This window comes from Candidatus Sphingomonas phytovorans (genome assembly GCA_029202385.1).
Classification (GTDB): Bacteria; Pseudomonadota; Alphaproteobacteria; order Sphingomonadales; family Sphingomonadaceae; genus Sphingomonas; species Sphingomonas phytovorans.
Genome location: CP119314.1, coordinates 2,939,475 through 2,959,904, shown reverse-complemented (window position 1 = coordinate 2,959,904; position 20,430 = coordinate 2,939,475). Strand labels below are relative to the sequence as shown.

Annotated in this window: 17 protein-coding genes and 1 pseudogene; 9 read left to right on the top strand and 9 right to left on the bottom strand. The window is 65.7% G+C overall.

All coding sequences use genetic code 11. The annotated features are described in order from the left end of the window. Positions 1-65 precede the first annotated feature (65 nt). Together P0Y59_13515 and P0Y59_13510 are read right to left on the bottom strand one after the other, a co-directional pair. The gene (locus P0Y59_13515) at positions 66-320 is read right to left on the bottom strand and encodes a DUF6356 family protein (GenBank protein ID WEJ97976.1); all 255 of its coding nucleotides are present in this window, start codon (positions 318-320) and stop codon (positions 66-68) included. A 35-nt stretch (positions 321-355) separates the two neighbouring features. Continuing rightward, positions 356-1,777, bottom strand: a complete 1,422-nt coding sequence (locus P0Y59_13510; GenBank protein ID WEJ97975.1) for a Mur ligase family protein — start codon at positions 1,775-1,777, stop codon at positions 356-358. Between the two features lie 51 nt (positions 1,778-1,828). On the opposite strand from P0Y59_13510, the gene P0Y59_13505 reads away from it, so the two are divergent. Then, positions 1,829-2,647 (top strand): LD-carboxypeptidase, encoded by an 819-nt coding sequence (locus tag P0Y59_13505; protein ID WEJ97974.1) that lies wholly within the window; start codon positions 1,829-1,831, stop codon positions 2,645-2,647. Positions 2,648-2,765: 118 nt separating this feature from the next. On the opposite strand, the gene P0Y59_13500 is transcribed toward P0Y59_13505, so the two are convergent. From P0Y59_13500 to P0Y59_13485, 4 genes and pseudogenes are all read right to left on the bottom strand, one after another. Beyond that, the gene (locus P0Y59_13500; protein ID WEK02681.1) at positions 2,766-3,326 is read right to left on the bottom strand and encodes a hypothetical protein; all 561 of its coding nucleotides are present in this window, start codon (positions 3,324-3,326) and stop codon (positions 2,766-2,768) included. A 156-nt stretch (positions 3,327-3,482) separates the two neighbouring features. Next, positions 3,483-3,692 (bottom strand): annotated as a pseudogene (locus P0Y59_13495) (MerR family transcriptional regulator). Between the two features lie 102 nt (positions 3,693-3,794). Next, positions 3,795-4,136, bottom strand: a complete 342-nt coding sequence (locus P0Y59_13490) for a hypothetical protein (protein ID WEJ97973.1) — start codon at positions 4,134-4,136, stop codon at positions 3,795-3,797. Continuing rightward, positions 4,112-4,480 (bottom strand): glyoxalase, encoded by a 369-nt coding sequence (locus P0Y59_13485; protein ID WEJ97972.1) that lies wholly within the window; start codon positions 4,478-4,480, stop codon positions 4,112-4,114. Before P0Y59_13485 ends, P0Y59_13490 begins: the two co-directional genes overlap by 25 nt. A 42-nt stretch (positions 4,481-4,522) precedes the next feature. Here P0Y59_13485 and P0Y59_13480 point away from each other — a divergent pair, with 42 nt between their 5' ends. The 4 genes from P0Y59_13480 to P0Y59_13465 all read left to right on the top strand — a co-directional run bounded on the left by P0Y59_13480 (position 4,523) and on the right by P0Y59_13465 (position 10,684). Then, positions 4,523-4,966, top strand: coding sequence for a MarR family transcriptional regulator (locus P0Y59_13480; GenBank protein ID WEJ97971.1), 444 nt, complete (start codon positions 4,523-4,525; stop codon positions 4,964-4,966). A 70-nt stretch (positions 4,967-5,036) separates the two neighbouring features. After that, positions 5,037-7,031, top strand: a complete 1,995-nt coding sequence (gene thrS / locus P0Y59_13475) for a threonine--tRNA ligase (protein WEJ97970.1) — start codon at positions 5,037-5,039, stop codon at positions 7,029-7,031. 111 nt (positions 7,032-7,142) lie between these two features. Beyond that, positions 7,143-7,679 carry a translation initiation factor IF-3 gene (gene infC / locus P0Y59_13470; protein WEJ97969.1) on the top strand — a complete coding sequence of 179 codons (537 nt, stop codon included), beginning with the start codon at positions 7,143-7,145 and terminating at the stop codon, positions 7,677-7,679. A gap of 254 nt (positions 7,680-7,933) precedes the next feature. Then, positions 7,934-10,684 carry a TonB-dependent receptor gene (locus P0Y59_13465; GenBank protein WEJ97968.1) on the top strand — a complete coding sequence of 917 codons (2,751 nt, stop codon included), beginning with the start codon at positions 7,934-7,936 and terminating at the stop codon, positions 10,682-10,684. Positions 10,685-10,774: 90 nt separating this feature from the next. Here the strand turns inward: P0Y59_13465 and P0Y59_13460 are convergent, their stop codons facing one another. The 3 genes from P0Y59_13460 to mutS all read right to left on the bottom strand — a co-directional run bounded on the left by P0Y59_13460 (position 10,775) and on the right by mutS (position 16,716). Further along, positions 10,775-11,155 carry a VOC family protein gene (locus tag P0Y59_13460; protein ID WEJ97967.1) on the bottom strand — a complete coding sequence of 127 codons (381 nt, stop codon included), beginning with the start codon at positions 11,153-11,155 and terminating at the stop codon, positions 10,775-10,777. 19 nt (positions 11,156-11,174) lie between these two features. Continuing rightward, a complete protein-coding gene (locus P0Y59_13455; GenBank protein ID WEJ97966.1) occupies positions 11,175-13,922 on the bottom strand; it encodes a [protein-PII] uridylyltransferase in 2,748 nt (915 codons plus the stop codon). A gap of 214 nt (positions 13,923-14,136) precedes the next feature. Continuing rightward, on the bottom strand, positions 14,137-16,716 hold the full coding sequence (mutS, locus tag P0Y59_13450; protein ID WEK02572.1) for a DNA mismatch repair protein MutS: 2,580 nt from the start codon (positions 16,714-16,716) through the stop codon (positions 14,137-14,139). Positions 16,717-17,285: 569 nt separating this feature from the next. Here mutS and P0Y59_13445 point away from each other — a divergent pair. From P0Y59_13445 to P0Y59_13430, 4 genes are all read left to right on the top strand, one after another. Next, positions 17,286-18,377 (top strand): agmatine deiminase family protein, encoded by a 1,092-nt coding sequence (locus tag P0Y59_13445; protein WEJ97965.1) that lies wholly within the window; start codon positions 17,286-17,288, stop codon positions 18,375-18,377. Positions 18,378-18,489: 112 nt separating this feature from the next. Further along, on the top strand, positions 18,490-18,789 hold the full coding sequence (locus P0Y59_13440; protein WEJ97964.1) for a hypothetical protein: 300 nt from the start codon (positions 18,490-18,492) through the stop codon (positions 18,787-18,789). Between the two features lie 161 nt (positions 18,790-18,950). Continuing rightward, entirely contained in the window at positions 18,951-19,604 is a 654-nt protein-coding gene (locus P0Y59_13435) for a hypothetical protein (protein ID WEJ97963.1), read from the top strand. A gap of 166 nt (positions 19,605-19,770) precedes the next feature. Continuing rightward, on the top strand, positions 19,771-20,331 hold the full coding sequence (locus P0Y59_13430; GenBank protein WEJ97962.1) for an energy transducer TonB: 561 nt from the start codon (positions 19,771-19,773) through the stop codon (positions 20,329-20,331). Positions 20,332-20,430 lie beyond the last annotated feature (99 nt).

The window sequence follows — 20,430 nt, the reverse complement described above, 5'->3', positions numbered from 1 at the left end:
GAGAATGTCAGGATGCCGCTGTTCCGTCGTGTATCCGGAACAGGCGGGGACGGCCAAAGCGGCCGTCAGATCACATATTCGACGGTGGTGATCTGCGTCTGCTCCGCACGGGCTGCGTTGCGCTTGGTGACCAGTTCGGCATGGAGAACGGTGATGGTGTCGCTGCCCGCGGTCTTGAACATGAAGGGCAGCACCGCGTGGAGCGTGCAGCGCGCGCCGCCCCACATCATCTTCAGCCCGAAGTGCGAGGCGACGCCGAAATGCTCCGTATAGCTTTCGCCGACCGATTTCGGGTGATCCAGGAACAGGCGGCGGAACATGGCGGGCCTCATCTTTACGCTTCGGTTGGAGATAATCACGCCTGCGGCCGCTTGCCAGCCTTGTTCGCGACGCTTGCCAGCATATCCGCGGCAAGCTGACTGAGCGTATCGTCCCGCGCGCCCATCACCACGATCCGGTCGCCGGGCCGTGCCTCTGCGACGAGGTGCGCGGCGGCTGCCTCGCGCGCGGGAATATGGAGTGCCGTGCGCCCGGTGGCGGCGACGTCGGCGACGATATCGGCGCTGGTCACCTCGCGGTTCACTGTGCCGCCCATATAGACCGGGTCAGGCAGGACGAGCAGGTCTTCCGCAGCCAGCTTGTCCGCCAGCGTCGCGACCAGCTCGCCGCGCATCACCTTGAGCGGGCCATAGCCATGCGGCTGGAACAGGATGAGCAGCCGCCCGGGAAAGGCGTGAAGCGCGTCGAGCGTGGCGGCGATCTTGTCGGGGTTGTGGCCGAAATCGTCGATCACGGAGATGTCGTTGGCCTCGCCGACCAGTTCCATCCGCCGCCGAAGCCCGGTGAAGCCGCTGATCGCCCGTACCGCCTCGGCCAGCGGCACGCCCGCCGCGCGCACCGCGCCGATCGCGGCGAGCGCGTTCGACACATTGTGACGACCGGGTACTTTCAACGACACTGCCACCGGCGCCGCGCCGCGTTCGGACAGGCTGAAATCGACGCCGAACGGACGCTGCACCAGACCGATCGCGACAAGGTCCGCCTCAAGCCCGATCGAGAAGGTCAGGCAGCGTTCCGGCGGCAGCGTCGTCGCCAGCGCCGCGCCGTCGGCATTGTCCAGGTTGATCACAGCGGTTGTCGAACGCGCGATGAAATCGCCGAACAGCGTGCGCAGCTCGTCGAGCGACTTGTGATCGAGACTGACATTGTTGAGCACAGCGATCTTCGGCCAGTAGAGCGCGATCGATCCGTCGCTCTCGTCGACCTCGCTCACGAACGCCTCGCCGCCGCCGACCAGCGCGCTGGCAAAGGGGGCATCCTCGCCCGCGAAATTCTTCATCACCGCGCCGTTCATCACGGTCGGGTCGCGGCCGGTGGCGTGCAGGATCCAGCCGATCATGCCGGTCACGGTCGACTTGCCCGATGTGCCGGCCACGCCGATCGGCAACGGAGCCGCGTTGAACAGCTTGGCGAGCAGTTCCGCGCGGCTCATCCGCTTCGCGCCGACCGCGTCTGCCGCGACGATATCGGCGACAGTCGATTCGACGGCGGCGGAGGCGACGACGATCTGGCTTGCCGAGGTGATGCCGCTGCCGTCCTGCGGGAACAGGGCGACGCCCTTGGCGCGCAGATCGGCGAACTTGGCGGGAAGCCGGTCCTGGTCGAGCGTCCGGTCCGATCCCGCGACGCGGGCGCCCTTGCCGGCGAGGATCATCGCAAGCGGCATCATGCCGCTGCCGCCGATCCCGACGAAGAAGTAGGATTTGCCGTCGTGCATGGCTGCGCGCTATCGCGGGATTCGCGGATCGGGGCAAGCGAGAGGGTGGTAATGCGGATCGGAATCGTCGCACCCGGAAGGCCGATCGACCGGGCGCTGGCCGACCGTGCGACGGCGTTCGCGGCTGAACGCTTCCCGGAAGCCGAGCTCGTTTTCCATCCGCAATGCTTTCTGAGCGACGGTGGGCATTTCGCGGGCGCCGATGATGTGCGGGCGGGGGCGTTTCTGGATGTCGCCAACGACGCTGCGATCGGTGCGTTGTGGTTCGCACGCGGAGGGTATGGCGCTAACCGAATCCTGCAGGCGGTGATGCCGGACCTTGGGCCCGCCGCCCGCATGAAAAGCTATTGCGGCTATTCCGACGCCGGTTTCCTGCTCGGGGCGCTCCATGCGGGGCGGATCGGCCGCTCGGTCCACGCCCCTTTGGTCGGCGATCTCCTGCGTGACCGGGGCGAGGCGGCGGTCGCGCGGACCCTCGGCTGGCTGGTCCGGAGCGATCGTGCCGGACTCGAGCCGAGCCTCGGCGCAGCGCCGGCCGTGGCCTTCAACCTCGCAATCCTGAACGCCCTGATCGGTACGCCATGGCTGCCCGACCTGACCGGCCATGTCCTGATGATCGAGGACCTGTCCGAGCCGCTCTACCGGATCGACCGGATGCTGTTCCATATGGCCCATGCAACCCAGCTAAGGGGCCTCGCGGGCGTGCGGCTGGGGCGGGTGAGCGATGTAGTCCCCAACGATCCGCCCTTCGCTGAAAGCGTGCTCCAGATGGTCGAGCGCTGGTGTCGCGAGATGGGGGTGCCACTCCTGGGGGCGGCCGATATCGGCCACGATGCGGACAACAAGGTGGTGCCGTTCGGGCTTGCGTGATTCCTGCTCCCGCTGGCGAAAACTTACGCGCAATACCCGGTTGCGTGTCGTGCCAATGACTGGGAAGCTGCCGATCCGCTCCCGGCTTGCGAGAAGCAGGAAACGGACCGGCGGCCGGTCAGCTCAAAGTCGCCCGGATCGCATCGTTAAGCCATGTCCACGCTGCCTGCTCTTCCCCCGAGGCCTTCTGCCCGCGCAGTTCGGCGAGAAGCTGGCGATATCGCCCGATCCGGCCCGACAGCTGCTGGTATTGCGCCATGTGCCAGTCGGCAAAGGCGCGATCCGGTCTTCGGCCCATGGCTGCCGCTGATCTTCCCAGCCAATGGCGGGCAATCGTCGCGGCCTGATCGCCGTCAGGCGACAGGCCTTCGGCGACGGCCCTGGCTGAAGCGTCATAGGCTTCCATCGAGGCTGTCTGATAGGCCGCAGGATCGAGCGTGTCCGTCCAGAATGCGTTCATCGCCTGGCGCATCTCGCGAACGAAATCGTCGTCGGCAAGCATGCCGGCCAGTTCATCCCAGGCGGCCAGATGTTCAGGCCCCGGGTCGTCGGGCAGTTGCGGGATGTTCGATGCCAGTATCTGCGCACGCATTGTGTCGTCGATCGCCGCATCGCTCGCGATGCGATCGTAGAAGCCCTCGATGAGGGTCCGCATCTCGTTGCCGCTTATTTTGCTCATGGTCCAAATCCTCCTTAGATCGTCTTCGGCAGGGTCTGGGAGGCGTAGCGTGGCACGAAGGACGATCGCCATTCGGCGTCTCGCTGCAATTTCCGCATCGAGGATTTCGAGTCGGGTCCGCAGTACGTCGGCCAACGACAGCTTGCGCTCAAGCAAGCGCCGGATGAGGTCGAGCTCAACCCCGGCTTCGCGCAACGCACGAATGAGATCGAGCTTGGCGACATCTACCGCCGTGTAGAGGCGATAGTTCTTCGCTGTTCGAAGGCTCGGCGGCAGCAGCCCGCGATCCGAATAGAACCGGATACGCCTGACCGATTGGCCCGAAAGCCGGGCCAGATCGCCAATTGTGTACGACTTCGCTCCCATGGCGACTCGATTACGGTCTCCACCAGATGGAAGGTCAATCCGCAAAATCGCTCGGCGGCCGTCAGCTTTTTTCCGCTTCCGGATAGTCGGCTTTCGGGCGCCTCAATCGCGCGGCAGTTCGCGGATCTCTACCGTGCCGCCGCATTCGAAGACGGGATTGCCAGACAGCAGCGCGCGGGCCGACGCCAGATCCTCCGCCCGCACCCGAATATACCCGCCGAGATGGGGGCTCATGACCCCGGGCGCGCCCTGCTTGCGGAACATGTCGCCGGTTCCGATCGAGCTGCCCCCGTCGAATATCCCCAGCGCGCGCAGGGCTGCCAGATAGGGAGGCCACATGTCCAGAGACAGTGCGTCGACCGTGTCGTCGTGCATCAGCATGATGAAGTCGCGCATGCTCGGCCCCTCGGTCTCCATGGTCATGCCATCAACCGGCTTGGCCATCCGATCCGCACCAGCGTCTCGTCGGGGTCGCTCAGCGCGAATTCGTACATGCCCCAGGGCTTGTGGGTCGGGCCGCTCTTTTCGAGGATCTTGCCCGGGAAGCGCGCCGCGAACGCATCGACATCCTCGGTATAGAGATACAGGCCGAACGGGTTCCGTCCCTTGATCAGCCAGCCCTCGACCGCATCCGTCAGGTGGATGTCGCCGCCGCGTCCGTCGGAAAGCATGCGATACCCGTCATGTTCGTTCTTGCTCGCCTCCTCCTGGAAGAAGCCGAGCCGGTTGTAGAACGCCTCGGACGCATCGAGATCGTTGCAGGGCAGGATCGCCGTCAGCCTGGTCATCACGAATCCATCTTCCGGTTTGAGTCGGTAAATTAATACGCTATGCGTATTATTATGTCGAGCCAGCTCCATCGCGATTCCGATATCGCCCTGATCGTCCGGGCGATTTCCCGGCTGGGTCGCCGGTTGCGGGCCGAGGTGCCACCCGGTGACCTCAGCACCGGCATGATCGGCCTGCTGGCGGCACTGTATCGCGAGGGGCCGATGCCGGGCGTTGCGCTCGCCGAGGCGGAGGGACTGAAGCCGCAATCGCTGACCCGCCTGCTCGCCGCCATGGAGGCAGGGGAACTGATCGAACGGGCGCCCGACCCGGAGGACCGGCGCAACCTGGTGATCTCGATCACGGTGAAAGGGCGCAAGGCGTTGCGCGGGGCGATGCAGGAGCGGCGGCGCTGGCTGGCCGACCGGATTGCCGATCGGCTTTCCGACGAAGAACGCAAGACGTTGATCGATGCCGCCGAACTGATGCTAAGAATCGCCCTCTGACTTGCCTATATAGGTCACGCGTGCATAAGCCCGCGCTTCTTCCATCAACACAGAAAGTACCGATTTCGTCATGTCCGAGATGTTCCGCATAACGCTGCCCGACGGTTCCGTCCGTGAGGTAGCCCCGGGGACTACCCCGGCGGACATCGCCGCGGCGATCGGTCCGGGCCTGGCCAAGGCGGCGATCGCCGCGCGCGTCGATGGCGATCTGCGCGACATCATGCGCCCGTTCGAGGGCGACGCGAACCTCGCGCTGGTGACCGGTCGTGATGAGGCGGACGCGCTTGAGCTTGCCCGCCACGATTATGCTCATGTGCTGGCCGAGGCAGTGCAGGCGCTGTTCCCCGGCACGCAGATCACCTTCGGCCCTTCGACCGACGACGGCTTCTATTACGACTTCGCGCCGAAAGACCGGCCCTTTACCGAGGAGGACCTGCCCGCGATCGAGGCGGAGATGCGCAGGATCATCGCCGCCGACAAGCCGCTCCGCCGCGAAGTGTGGAGCCGCGAGCAGCTCATCCAGCGCTGGCGCGAACAGGGCGAGAGCTTCAAGGCCGAATGGGCCGCCGAACTGCCGGAGCATGAGGAGTTGACGGTCTATTGGTCCGGCGGCGACTGGCTCGACATGTGCCGCGGGCCGCACCTCGCCTCGACCGGCAAGCTCGATCCCCAGGCGTTCAAGCTGACGCGCGTCTCGGGCGCCTATTGGCGCGGCGACCAGAACAACGCGATGCTCAGCCGCATCTATGGCACCGGCTGGCTCAACAAGAAGCAGCTCGACCAGCATCTCTTCCGTCTGGAAGAGGCGGCGAAGCGCGACCATCGCAAGATCGGCCAGGAGATGGACCTGTTCCACCTTCAGTCCGAGGCGCAGGGCTCGGTGTTCTGGCACCCCAAGGGTTATATCCTGTGGCGCCAGCTCGAGGCCTATATGCGCCGCCGTCTTGATGCGGCCGGCTATGCCGAGGTGAAGACGCCGCAGCTGATGGACGCGCGCCAGTGGGAGCAGTCCGGCCATTGGGGCAAATATCGCGAGAACATGTTCGTCGTGCCGGACGAGATCCCCTCGACTGATGACGAGGCGCCGATCCTGTCGGGCAAGTCCGACCTGATGGCGCTGAAGCCGATGAACTGCCCGGCGCATGTCCTGATCTTCCGCCAGGGTATCAAGAGCTATCGCGATCTGCCGATCCGCATGGCCGAGTTCGGCTGCTGCCACCGCAACGAGCCGCACGGCGCGCTGCACGGCATCATGCGTGTGCGCCAGTTCACCCAGGACGACGCGCATATCTTCGTGCGCGAGGACCAGCTGATCGAGGAAGTGCGCAATTTCTGCGAGCTGCTCGACAGCGTTTATCGCGATCTCGGCTTCGAGGATTATGCGGTGAAGCTCGCGCTTCGCCCGGAGAAGCGCTTCGGCACCGACGAGATGTGGGACCGCGCGGAGGCCGAGCTGCGCCAGGCGGTCGTCGAGTCGACGCTGAGTGACACGATCAAGGCGAAGTTCGAGGAACTGCCCGGCGAGGGCGCCTTTTATGCGCCGAAGCTTGAATTCCACCTGACCGACGCGATCGGCCGTACCTGGCAGGTCGGCACGATCCAGTCGGACCGCGTGCTGCCCGACCGACTCGACGCCAGCTATGTCGGGGAGGACGGCAACCGCCACCGCCCGGTGATGCTCCACCGCGCCATTTTGGGCACGTTCGAGCGCTTCATCGGCATCCTGATCGAGCATCATGCCGGCCGTTTCCCGCTCTGGCTCGCGCCGGTGCAGGCGGTGGTCGCGACGATCGTGTCCGACGCCGACGCGTATGCGAAGGAGGTCGCGGCGAAGCTGGCGGCGGCGGGGCTGCGGGTCGAGACCGACCTGCGCAACGAGAAGATCAACTACAAGGTGCGTGAGCACAGCCTTGCCAAGGTCCCCAATCTGCTTGTCGTCGGCAAGCGCGAGGCGGAGGAAGGGACGGTCGCGCTGCGCCAGCTCGGCAGTGACCGGCAGCAGATGTTGAGCCTCGATGAGGCGATCGTCATGCTGAAGAAGGGGGCGACCCCACCCGATCTCTAAGCCGATCTTCGAGCTGTTCCCGGCGAAAGCCGGGGGCATCTTCCCCAACACGCGAAAAATCACTATATCGCCCTGTCCAACCACCAAGGAGCAGTACCTATCCGTCCTCCCATGATCCGGCGTCCCCAAGGGGCGCCCGTGCCGATGAACGGCCCGCGCTTCAACGAATTCATTGTCTCGCCCAAGGTCCGCGTGATCGATCAGGACGGCGAGAACCTCGGTGTCATGTACACCCGTGAAGCGATGGAGCAGGCGCAGAGTGTCGGGCTCGACCTTGTAGAAGTGTCGCCCAACGCGGATCCGCCCGTCGCGAAGTTCCTCGACGTCGGCAAATTCAAGTACGAGGCGCAGAAAAAGGCGAACCTCGCGCGCAAGTCGCAAAAGACGCAGGAGATCAAGGAGATCAAGATGCGTCCGAACATCGACGACCACGACTACGACACCAAGATGAAGAAGGTGATCGAGTTCATCGGCGAAGGCGACAAGGTCAAGATCACCCTGCGCTTCCGCGGCCGCGAGCTCAGCCACGGCCAGCTCGGCATGGCGCTGCTCCAGCGTGTCCAGGCCGATGTGGTCGAGACCGCCAAGGTCGAGGCCTATCCGCGCATGGAAGGCCGCCAGATGCTGATGGTCCTCGCGCCTAAGTAACATAGCAGAAACACGATTTTTTCCGCGGCGACGGCGTTGCCGCGGAATTCTCCGGGCGGCTTCGCCTAATCCAAGCATTCCGTAGCGTCAGTCCGCCGGTCAATAAGACCGGTTCGGTCTCTTTGTTGCGCCTCAGCATCACAGTTATTCAAAAAATCCCGGCCACGGGCTTTCTGCCTATGGACGAATGGCTCGCTGCGGCTATTCGAGAGGATACCCAATACTCAAAAAATAAAATCGGAGAGAATGTCATAATGCGTAAATCCGCGTATCTGTGGTCTGTAGCTGCCATTGCATTCACCGTACCCGCCTTTGCGCAGGACGCGCCGGCTCCTCAGCAGGAAGCCCAGTCCGCCGCGCACGACACCGCCGCCGCGGACGAAAGCGGCTCCGACATCATCGTCACGGCGACGCGCCGCGCCGAGCGTCTGTCCGAAGTGCCGATCGCCGTCTCCGCGGTCAGCCAGCAGGCACTGCAGAATTCGGGCGCGACCGATATTCGCGCGCTGGCGCAGCTCGCGCCGTCGCTGCTCGTCTCTTCCACCGGCAGCGAGGCCAATGCGTCGGCCCGCGTTCGCGGCATCGGCACGGTCGGAGACAATCCCGGCCTGGAAAGCTCGGTCGCGGTGTTCATCGACGGCGTCTATCGCAGCCGCACCGGCTCGGGCCTCAACGATATCGGCGAGGTCGACCGGATCGAAGTGCTTCGCGGGCCGCAGGGCACCCTGTTCGGCCGTAACGCGAGCGCCGGCCTGATCAACGTCATTACCAAGGCGCCGTCGTTCGACTTCGGCGGCTATGGCGAGGCAAGCTATGGCAACTACAATAATATCCGTGTCGCCGGCGCGGTCACCGGGCCGATCACCGACACGCTCGCCTTCCGTCTTGACGGTGTCTACGGCAAGCGCGACGGATTCTATTACGACACGGTCAACAAGACCGACTACAATAATCGCGACCGTTATTTCGTGCGCGGCCAGCTTCTGTTCCAGCCAAGCTCCGACCTGTCGGTACGGCTGATCGGCGACTATACCTATCGCAACGAGAAATGCTGCGGCGCGGTCTATGTCGACCTGCGCGAGAAGGTCGATCCGACCCCGGGCGTGCCAGGCGACTATGCCGTCTCGCCGACCAACCGCATCGTCGACATCATGAAGAGCATGGGCGCTGTCTTCCCGAGCGCCGACGATCCCTATAACCGCCGCATCGCGAACAGCCCGGGCCGCGCCTATAGCAACGTCACCAAGGATTATGGTGGGTCGGCGCAGATCGACTGGAATTTCGGCGGCGCCTCGCTGACCTCGATCACCGCGTATCGCGAGTACAAGGCGGGCGGCGCGTCCGACATCGACTATGGCAGCCTCGACATCGGCTACCGCCCGGCCGACGGCAACAATTATCGCCAGTTCCACACCTTCAGCCAGGAGCTGCGGCTGAACGGCTCGGCCTTCGGTGACAAGCTCGACTGGCTGATCGGCGGCTATTACAGCCGCGAGGACCTTCAGGTCGTCGACAACCTCAAGTTCGGCACGCAGTATGGCGCCTTCGCTGCCTGCCGCGTCGTCTCGGGCATCAGCCCGTCCGCCGCGCTGCGCAATCCGGCTGCCCCGGGCTGCCTCAGCCCGATCGGGATCGCCGCGGTGAACGGGGCGCTCGGCGCCGCCGCGCCGCTGGTCATCGCCAACCTCAACCGTCTCAGCACGCTGAACGACCTGGGCACCACCCGCGACGTCTATAACCAGCGGAGCGAGAACTTCGCTGTCTTCACCCACAATATCTTCAAGATCACCGACCGGCTGAGCATCACGGCCGGCCTGCGCTACACGCATGAGAAGAAGGACTTCAACGCCACCTTCCAGAACAACAACACCATCTGCGGCGCGCTTCAGGCAGGCACGGCGCAGGGCGGCCTTGGCGGCCTGCTGGCCAACCCGGCGCTTGCCTCCACCGCGGCGGGCATCATCACGCTCGGCTGCACCGGCAACTCGACGGCGGCGCTGAGCGGCAAGACGATCAGCGACAGCCTGAGCGAGGGCGAGCTCACCGGCACCGGCGTGATCTCGTACAAGCCGGTCGACGGGCTGATGGTCTATGCGAGCTATTCGCGCGGCTACAAGGCGGGCGGCTATAACCTCGATCGTTCGGACCTCGGCCCGGCATATCTGGCATCGACCACCGCGAACCCGAACGCGGCGCTGCTTCGCTTCGATCCGGAGACGGTCAATTCCTACGAGGTCGGTTTCAAGTACAGCTCGCGCAAGTTCACCCTGAACGTCGCGGGTTTCCGTCAGGAGTTCAGCAACTTCCAGCTCAACACGTTCAACGGCACCAACTACATCGTCCAGAATATCGGGTCGTGCAAAGCGAGCCTGAACGGGGCGGACGGGGACAACAGCGCCGCGACCGGCGCTTGCTCCGCCGGCGTCAAGTATGGCGTGCTGTCGCAGGGTATCGAGATCGAGGCGGGGCTGTATCCGGCGCGCAACTTCGCGGTGAACCTTGGCTATACGCTGGCCGACACCAAGTATCGCCACAACCTGGTCGGCAGCGAAGCGGGCGAGGCGCTCGATCCGTTCCTGGCGTTGCTGCCGGGCCAGCAGATGTCGAATGCGCCGCGCAACGTCGTGACCATGTCGACCAGCTGGACGCCGGATATCGGGACGAGCGGGCTGTCGGCCCTGTTCTATGTCGATGGCCGCCTGAGCTCCGACTACAACACCGGGTCCGACCTGTTCGTCGAGAAGGAGCAGGACGGCTATTTCCTGATGAACGCCCGTGTCGGCCTTCGCGGGAAGGACCAGAACTGGAGCCTGGAATTCTGGGCGCAGAACCTGCTCAACACCAACTACACCCAGGTCGCGTTCAATGCCCCGTTCCAAGGGGCGGGATCGCAGTCCCAGGTTCAGAAGTTCGGCGCGCCGAGTTTCGCGGTGGGCAACCAGATCTTCTCCGCCTTCCTCGCCGAGCCACGCACCTATGGCGTGACGTTGCGCAAGCGCTTCTGACCGAAGGCGCCCGATCCGATCCTTCGGGTCGGGCGCTGCCCTTCAGTTCGCGTGGAGCGGGTGAGTATAAGGATATGGCACCGGTTTGAATCAGGCCGGCGGTTCCCACAACTCGATCGCATTGCCTTCGGGATCGTGGATCCGGGCGAACTGGCCGACTGACGGGTCGTTCCATTCAGGCTTGGTGATGATCTCGATGCCGGCTGCGTTGAGCTGTTCGAGCAGCGAATCGAGGTCGCTGACGCGCAGGTTGATCATCCACTGGCGGTCGGCGGCGAAATAGTCGGTGTCGGCCTTGAACGGCGCGAAGACGACCGGGCCGCCCGCCGCCTTCCACGCCCATTCGTCGGGGGCTCCCTGGTCGAGCGCGACGCAGCCCGCGCCGACGTTCAGATGCTCGCGATACCAGGCCGACAGCGCGTCCGGGTTGGTCGCGCGAAAGAACAGGCCGCCAATTCCCAATACCGGCATAGGACTCTCCTGTGTCAGATCATGCGGCTTCCTGCATCGGTGTGCCTGCCGCCGCTTCGAGCAGGCGTTTTTCGATTGCCTTGAGGCGAAGGCCGCCGGCGATCTTGTCGCCGGTCAGGTCGGTCAGATAGAAAGTGTCGACCGCGCGCTCGCCATAGGTGGCGACATGCGCCGAGTGGATCGTCACCTTCGACTGGAACAGCGCATGTGCGAGTTGGTGCAGCAGCGCCGGCCGGTCGCGCGCATTGACCTCGATCACGGTGAAGCGATTCGAGGCGCGGTTGTCGATCAGCACGTTCGGCGCGATGTCGAACGCCTCGGCGCGGGTGCGCGGCAGCGGCTTGGCCATCAGCCGGTCGGCAAGCTTCGAGCGGTTGGCCAGCGCATCCTCGATCGCGCTCTTCAGCCGTCCGAGCTGGCCGGCATCGTCGAACGGGCGGCCGACCGGGTCCTGCACGAGGAAATTGTCGAGCGCCATGCCGTCGCGCGTGGTGTGGATTCGCGCGTCGATGATGTTGCCGCCCGCGACGCTGATCGCGCCGGCGATTCGGTAGAACAGGCCGGGATGGTCGGCGGCATAGACGGTGACGAGGGTCGCGCCGCGTTCCGGATAGACCTGCGCCGCGATGAAGAGCTGGGCCGAACCGGCCTCCTCGATCACGCGCGCGTTGCGGACCAGCACATCCTCTGGCTCGGCGACCCAATAGGGTTCGGGCAGGCGCTTCACCAGCGCGGCGAAGCGGGCATCGTCCCAGCCGAGTGCTGCCTGCAACGTTTCCTGCTTGGCGGCGATGCGTTCGCTGCGGCCCTTCTGCTTGTGGCCGAGCCGGAGCACTTCCTCCGCCGATTCATAGAGGTCGGAAAGGAGCTGGCGCTTCCAGCCGTTCCACACGCCGGGGCCGACCGCGCGGATGTCGACCACGGTCAGGGCCAGCAGGAGGCGAAGGCGTTCGGGACTCTGCACGATCTCGCAGAAATCCAGGATGGTCTTGAAGTCGGACAGGTCGCGCTTGAAGGCGGTGGCCGACATCAGCAGGTGCCATCGCACCAGCCAGGCGACCGTCTCGGTCTCCGCCGCGTTCAGGCCGAAGCGCGGGCAGAGCCGGTGCGCGACCTCCGCACCCAGGATCGAATGATCGCCGCCGCGGCCCTTGGCGATGTCGTGGAGCAGCACGGCGACATAGAGCACGCGGCGCGAGACGATCTGCTTCATGATCGCGGCGGAGAGCGGATGATCCTCGTTGAGCTCGCCGCGCTCGATCTTCGCGAGCAGGCCGATGGCGCGGATGGTGTGCTCGTCGACTGTGTAATGGTGATACATGTCGAACTGCATCTGCGCCACGACCTTGCCGAAATCCGGCACGAAGCGGCCGAACACCCCCGCCTCGTTCATCCAGCGCAGCACCGTCTCCGGATCGCGCGGCGAGGTCAGCACGTCGAGGAACAGCGCATTGGCCTGAGGGTCGCGGCGGATGTCGTCGGCCAGCTTCGCGTCGCGCGCGGCGGCGCGCATCGCTAGCGGGTGGATCTCCATGCCGTGCCTGTCGGCCAGCGCGAACATCTCGATCAGGCGGACCGGCTTCTTCTGGAGGAAGTCGTCGGAAGGCAAGGCGAGCCGGCCGCGGTCGATGGTAAAGCCGTTGAGCTTGCCCGGCGCGCGGCGGAGCGTCGGGAAGCCGAAACGGCGCCCGCGCGCGGCGAACTTCTCGTCGAGATGCGCCAGGAAGACGCCGGTCAGGTCGCCGACCGTCTTCGCCTGCAGGAAGTAATATTGCATGAAACGCTCGACGCTCGACTTGCCCGGCCGGTCGGCGAAGCGCATCCGCTCGGCGATCTCGCGCTGCAGGTCGAAGGTCAGCCGGTCCTCGGCGCGGCCGGCGATGCTGTGGAGGTGGCAGCGCACCGCCCAGAGGAAGTTCTCGGCGCGGTGGAACAACCGGTATTCGGCGCGGCTGAGCAGGTCGGCCTCGACCAACTGCGCGGGCTCGCTGACATTATAGGCGTATTTGCCGATCCAGAAGAGGGTGTGCAGATCGCGCAGGCCGCCCTTGGCCTCCTTCACATTGGGCTCGACGACATAGCGCGTGTCGCCCATCTTGCGGTGGCGCACCTCGCGCTCGGCGAGCTTCTCGGTGATGAAGGTTCGCGCGGTGCCTGCCTGTACCTCGGCGTGGAACTTCGCCGCCGCTTCGTCGTAAAGCGCCATGTCGCCCCAGACATAGCGCGCCTCGAGCAAGGCGGTGCGGATCGTCACGTCGCTCCTTGACTGGCGGACCATCTCATCGAGCGAGCGGCTGCTATGGCCGACCTTCAGCCCGAGATCCCACAGCGCATAGAGCATGGTCTCGATCACCTGCTCGGCCCAGCCGGTCTGTTTCCAGGGGGTGAGGAAACCGATGTCGATGTCCGAATAGGGCGCCATCTCGCCGCGGCCATAGCCGCCGACCGCGATCAGGGTGAGGCGTTCGGCCGCGGTCGGGTTGCTCAGGCGGTAGAGGCGGGTGACGGTGAAGTCGTAGAGCAGGCGGAGAAGCTGGTCGGTCAGGAATGCCTGGGCGGCGGCCGCCTCGAGCCCGCGCGAGGGATGCTCGATGAGGCGGCGGGCGATCTCGGCGCGGCCGGCGTCGAGCGCCGTCTTGAGGATATCGGTGGCGGCGCGGCGAAGCGCGAGCTTGTCCTCGCCCTCAAGCGCGGCAAGCGCATCGGCAAGCAAGCGGCGATCGATGATCGCGCGGCGGTGCGGGAGGGAGTCGAAGCGGCCTGTCATGATCGGGAGATAGGGGTTTCGAAGGATGGCGTCACGCGCGTTGCAGCGCCATCTTCTTTCCTTCTCGCCTTGTGGGAGACGGAGGCCCCGAGGGCCGGATGAGGGGGAGTGAGGTTCGAAACCCTCGCGCGTGTCCCCCTCACCCTTCCCATCGCTATGCGATGGGCCCCTTCCCTCTCCCACAGGGGGAGAGAGCGGAAGAGGGTCGCTCCGCTCACGACTCCTTCGCCAGCGCCTTCAGCCGATACAGCACGTCAAGCGCCTCTCGCGGCGTCAGCGCATCCACGTCGATCTTCTCCACCTCGGTCTTCAGCAGGTCGGTCTCCTGCTCGACCTCGGCGGTAACCGAGGCGAAGAGGGGCAGGTCGTCAAGGCCGGCCGCGATGCCGCCGGTCTTGGCGCGGCCGGCTTCGAGCTTGGCGAGGACCGCCTTGGCGCGGGCGATCGTCACCGGGGAGAGGCCCGCCAGCCGCGCCACGGCGAGGCCGTAGCTGCGATCGGCCGGGCCTTCGCTCACCTCGTGGAGCAGGACCAGATCGCCCTTCCATTCGCGCGCGCGGACGTGGTGGAGGGTAAGCGCGTCGCAGCGTTCCGCCAGCCGGGTCAACTCGTGATAATGGGTGGCGAACAGGCAGCGGCAGCGATTGTCCTCATGGATCGCCTCGACCACCGCCCATGCGATGGCGAGTCCGTCATAGGTCGAGGTGCCGCGCCCGACCTCGTCGAGGATGACGAAGCTGCGCGGTGTCGCCTGGGCCAGGATCGCGGCGGTCTCGACCATCTCGACCATGAAGGTCGAGCGGCCTCTTGCGAGATTGTCCGAAGCACCGACCCGGCTGAACAGGCGATCGACCAGGCCGAGCTTCGCTGATGTCGCTGGGACATAGGCACCGGCCTGGGCGAGCACCGCGATCAGCGCGTTCTGGCGCAGGAAGGTCGATTTACCGCCCATGTTCGGGCCGGTCACCAGCCAGAGGCGCGAGTCCTCGGAGAGCCTGCAGTCGTTCGCGACGAAGCGCTCGCCCCGCGCGGCCAGGGCGTTCTCGACCACGGGATGGCGGCCGCCCTCGATCTCGAAGCAGCTATGTTCGACCAGGGCAGGACGGGTCCAGCCGCCCTCCGCCGCGCGCTCCGCCAGGCCGGAGGCGACGTCGAGCCGCGCGAGGGCGTCGGCGGTCGCGGCTATCGGTTCGCGGCGGTCGAGCGCCGCCGTTGTCAGGTCTTCGAGATGTGCGGCTTCGGCGGCGAGGGCATGGGCACCTGCCTGGGTCACCTTCATCGCGACATCGTGCAGCGCGGGCGCGTTGAAGCGGACCACGCCGGCGAGCGTCTGGCGATGGGTGAAGCCGCTGTCCGCCTTCATCAATGGATCGGCGGCACGGGCCGGAACCTCGATATGATAGCCGAGCACGCCATTGTGGCGGATCTTGAGCGCCGACACGCCGGTCTGGGTACGGAATTCCGCCTCAAGCGCTGCAATGGCGCGACGGCCGCCGGCACCGGCATCGCGCAAATCGTCGAGCGCGGCGTCATAGCCCTCGGCAATATAGCCGCCGGCCGAGACGTCGATCGGCGGCGAGGGCACGAGCGCGCGGGAGAGCAGGTCGATCAGCCCGCCATGACCGCGCAGTTGCGGGGCAAGCTCGGCGAGCAGGGCGGGGGGCTGGTCGATCCTGTCGAGCCGCTCGCCCAGCTTCCACGCGCCGTCGAGCCCGTCGCGAAGCTGGCCGAGATCGCGGGGAGAACCGCGTCCGGCGGCGAGGCGGCCGAGCGCGCGGCCGACATCGGGAAGACTGCGGAGCGTGGATCGAAGCGCCTCGCGCAGCCCGCTATCGTCATGGAGCAGCTGCACGAGATCGAGCCGGGCCTCGATCCGGGCGCGATCGACCAGCGGGGCGCCGATATCGGCCGCAAGCGCGCGCGCGCCGGCGCCGGTGACGGTACGGTCGACCGAGTCGAGCAGGCTGCCCTTACGCTGGCCCGAGGCGGTGGCGGTTAGTTCAAGGCTTTCGCGGGTGGCGCCGTCGATCGCCATCTGCTGCGCTGCCTGGAGCAGGCGCGGCGGGCGCAGGAAGGGGAGCGAGCCCTTCGCCGTGTGATCGAGATAGGCGACGAGCCCGCCGGCCGCGACAAGGCCGGCGCGGCTGAACTGGCCGAAGCCGTCAAGCGTGGCGACGCCGAACAACGCCTTCAGCCGCGCCTCGCCATTGGCGGTGTCGAACTCGCTGCGGGGGCGCAGCGTGGTCGCGATCTCGGCGAACGTGCCGGCTTCCGACGCGATCGTCTCGGCCGGGGCGAGGCGGGCCAGTTCGGCACCCAGTCCTGCCGCATCGGTCTCGATCAGCTCGAACCGGCCGGTCGAGACGTCGGCGGCGGCGAGGGCGACGCCGCCCGCGACCTCGCCGATCGCGACGCACCAATTGGCGGTGCGGGCGTCGAGCAGGGCCTCCTCGGTGAGCGTGCCGGCCGTCACCACGCGGATGATCGCGCGGGAGACGAGCGCCTTGGAACCCATCCGCGCCCTGGCCTCGGCCGGGCTTTCGGTCTGCTCGGCGATGGCGACCCGGTGGCCGGCCTTGATCAGGCGGGCGAGATAGCCTTCAGCCGCATGGACCGGCACGCCGCACATCGGGATCGGCACGCCGTCATGCTCGCCGCGGGCGGTGAGCGCGATGTCGAGCACGGCGGCGGCGATCTTCGCGTCCTCGAAGAACATCTCGAAGAAATCGCCCATGCGGTAGAAGAGCAGGCAATCCGCTGCATCGGCCTTCAGCGCGAGATATTGCGCCATCATCGGAGTCGGGGCGGGGGAGGGGGCGTGCATCGGCGGTTGGGTAGCGGGAATTTTGCGAGCCGTCATCGGGGAGGTGGCGCGCGTGCCGAAGCAGTCGGGATTTTGCCGTGGACAGGCCGGGCGGCGGCGCGCTCGGGACCGGCCGGGGCGTTTGAATCGAGCTGGTTCACCGCTGTTTTCTGCTGTTTCGGCGCTTTCGTTTTTTCTTCCGCTGTTATGTTGGATTTTCGGGTCGAAATCCTCTTTTCGGATCAAAGGCTTGGGGGCGATTTTCCCTGTTACTGCGGAACAGCGGTAAAATGTGCGGAAAGTGGCGGAAAAATCGCTCCCAGTCGGGGCGGGTTCCCCCTTTCGGATGGTTTGATTCAACGCGCCGGCGCGGGCCGACTTTTCTAAGGCGATGCTATCCATTGCCGGGGGCTGCCACGGATGGGGCGAGAATAGAATCGAACCTGCCCATCGAAATCGGCCGCCCCGGCCCTTTGCCCTCCCGCCGATGCGGTGCCGGCAAAGGCTGAGATTGACTCGGCTGGCGGAGCGGCCAGTATCGCGTGATGGATCGACGGACGATGATCGGGGTCGGACTCAAGGCCGGGATAGCGATGGGCATTGGATTGCCGGGCGGCGGCTGCGCCGCTGCGGTGCGGGCTGGAGCGGCGCCGTACGAGATGCCGCTCGAAAGCGAACCACACCTGCGGACGCTGATGCAATGGCCGGTGGCTGTCGCGACCTATGGCGCGCGCGACCTGACGAGGGTGCAGGCGGCGATCGTCCGTGTCGCCAACGCGATCGCGGAGCATGAGCCGGTGGCGATGCTCGCCGCGCCCGATGCGATCGGCCTGAAGCGGCCGGCCTTTTCCGGCGGCGTCGAGTTCTGGGAGATCCCGACCGACGATCTTTGGTGCCGCGACAGCGGCCCGACCTTCGTGCGCGGCGCTGACGGCAAGCTGGCGGTCGCGCATATCCGCTTCAATGGCTGGGGCGGCAAGCAGCCCCATGCCAACGACGCGCTGGTCGCGCGCCGTGTTGCGTCCCGGCTTGGCCTGGCGCTGGTCGACAGCGGCGTGGTCGGCGAGCAGGGCGGCGTCGAGCATGACGGCGACGGTACCATGCTGGCGCATGCCAGTTGCTGGGTGAACGACAATCGCAATCCGGGGCTCTCCGCCGACCGCATCGCCGCGCGGCTCGGCGTGGCGCTGGGCGCGCGCAAGATGATCTGGGCGCCGGGCATCAAGGGTGCCGACATCACCGACGATCATATCGACGGACTGGCGCGGTTCGTCGGGCCGGGCCGGGTGGTGATCCAGATCGACGACGAGCTCGACCCCGGGGATCCGGGATCGCTGTCGGCGCACCGGACGCTGGGCATCCTCGAACGGGCGACCGACGCGCGCGGACGGCGGCTGTCCATCGTCCGCCTGCCCGAGCCGGAGGATATCCGCTCGCGGCGCGAGGACTTCGTCGCCAGCTATGTCAATTATTATGTTTGCAATGGTGCGGTCATTGCGCCGCAGTTCGGCGACCAGCGTGCCGACGATGAGGCACGCGAGACGCTGGCGACGCTCTATCCCGGCCGGGCGGTGGTGATGCTCGATATCGATGCGATCGGTGAATCGGGCGGGGGCATCCATTGCGCGACGCAGCAGCAACCGCGCGGATAGCGCGGCGGCCCGCGGCACCTGTACGCCAGATTACCGCTCCATTCAGCATCCCGATCCGGTTTCGAGCGTAGTCTTTTTCATGTCCGATTCGACGGACAGGAAGGACCAGGCGATGAAAATCTCACACGTCTTTGCCGCAACCGGGCTGGCGGTTGCCTCACTCACTATCAGTACCAGCGCCGATGCGCAGCGATGGGGTGGTCATGGTGGCGGTGGCTGGCACGATCACGGCGGCCGCGGCGATTATGGCCGAGGCGGCGGCCGCGGCTGGGACCGTGGCTGGCACGGCTACCGTGGCGGCTGGGACGGGCCCCGCTACCGGCCTTATCGCTGGCGCGGCGGTTATGGCTGGTACGGGCCGCGGTGCTGGACCGAGTGGCGGTACGGGTATCGGGTGCGCATCTGCCGCTGACGCGCTGACTGGCGGGACGAGCGGGGCCCGCCTGTCTGCATTTCGCGCGAGTTCTCCGGGTCAATCGGCACCAGGCACATCGCACGACCGAGGTGAAAGGGCTTCACGAGAGCTTTACCTGTCACGGGCTATTGCGCCTCGTACCGTCGGGAGGAGCCGGAATGAGCGTAAGTGTGGCCTTCGCGACCGGCCGGGCGCACCGGCGCCTCAGTCGAACCGGTCCGCTGATCGCTCTCTGCCTGTTGTTTTCCAGTTCCTGTTCGAACGCCGAAGCGCAGTCGTGGCAATGCCGCACGCCGGCGGGGACGTTCGCCAGCCACGATATCGCGGTGCCCGAGGCAACGACTCAGTTCACCGGCGAGATGATGATCCGCAAGGCCAATGGGCTCAGCCAGTGGCATCCGACAGCGAAGGTCGCGTTCAACGACCTCGATCTCGCCGGGGCCGGATGTCGTTGCAACGGTGTCGTCGCCACATGGTATCCGGAGAACCCCGATTTCTTCCTGGTCTCCCTGTCAGTCGACGGCCGACAGATTCCGCTAGGGCTCGTGCCGTATGACAAGCCGGTCACGTTCAAGCTCACCTTCGCGCGCGACGGCGCGCTGAAGCTCGAGGTGGGAACCGGCGTGACGACCGGCAGGTCGTCGATACCCAAGCGAAACAATCTGCACCTGAGCTGTTCGACGGCTGACGTCGATTTCAAGGTTACCGTCATTCCCCCCGTAGAGGAGCGTTCTCCGGAACGGTGCCCGTTCGCCGCGCAGGAACAATGGAGCGCGGCTGATATCGATCGCTATTGCAAGGTTCGCCGATAGCCGGGGCGAATGGGTCGGAAATGGCACGGCCTTATTGTGAATCTGCGAGGTGATAACCGCAGACCGAAAGACATCATCGATCGCGATGGGCGATGGCGTTCTGCCGGTCGGGAAAAGGGCGGAGATTGATCTGGACCCCTCATGCGCCGCGGGATAGCTTCGACGCATGATATTGTTCATCCTGTTACTTGCCGCGCAAGCGGACACAGCCGCTGCCAACGCACTGGACGCATCCAGACCCCGCCCGGATGGAAATATCGGCTCATGGTTCAGCGAGGACGACTATCCGACGCAGGCGTTGCGCGAGCAAGCATCGGGAACAGTCGCATTTACCGTCGATGTCGATGCGAGCGGTGCGCCGGTGAAATGCATCGTGACGAAGGGTACCGACTCACCGAGCCTGGACAACGGAACCTGCACGGTCGTGATGCAGAAGGGGCGCTTCATCGCCGGGCGGGATGCTACGGGCCGGGCGGTCGCCGGGCAATATTCCAGCCGCATCCGTTGGGAGATGCCGCAAGCCACCGGACCCAGGGTGCTGATCACGGTTTCCGGGGCCGATAACAGCGTGTGCACCTTCGAGCTTGATGGCAAGACGCGACACCTCAATCCTGCCAATTGCCGTGGCTTGGCCTATGCAGTTGTGCAGGGCGGGCGGTCGCTGAACAAACCGATATCGATCCAGATTCCGGATGTGCCGGGGATGATGTTGCCGGAAGGGCAGTAGGGGCAGGCTAGCATTAATTTTGTGCGCGGGGGCAAGCGGGCGGGTGTTGACCATCTGGATTTGGTAATATTGTCAGGGAAGTCCACCGTCGCTGTAATC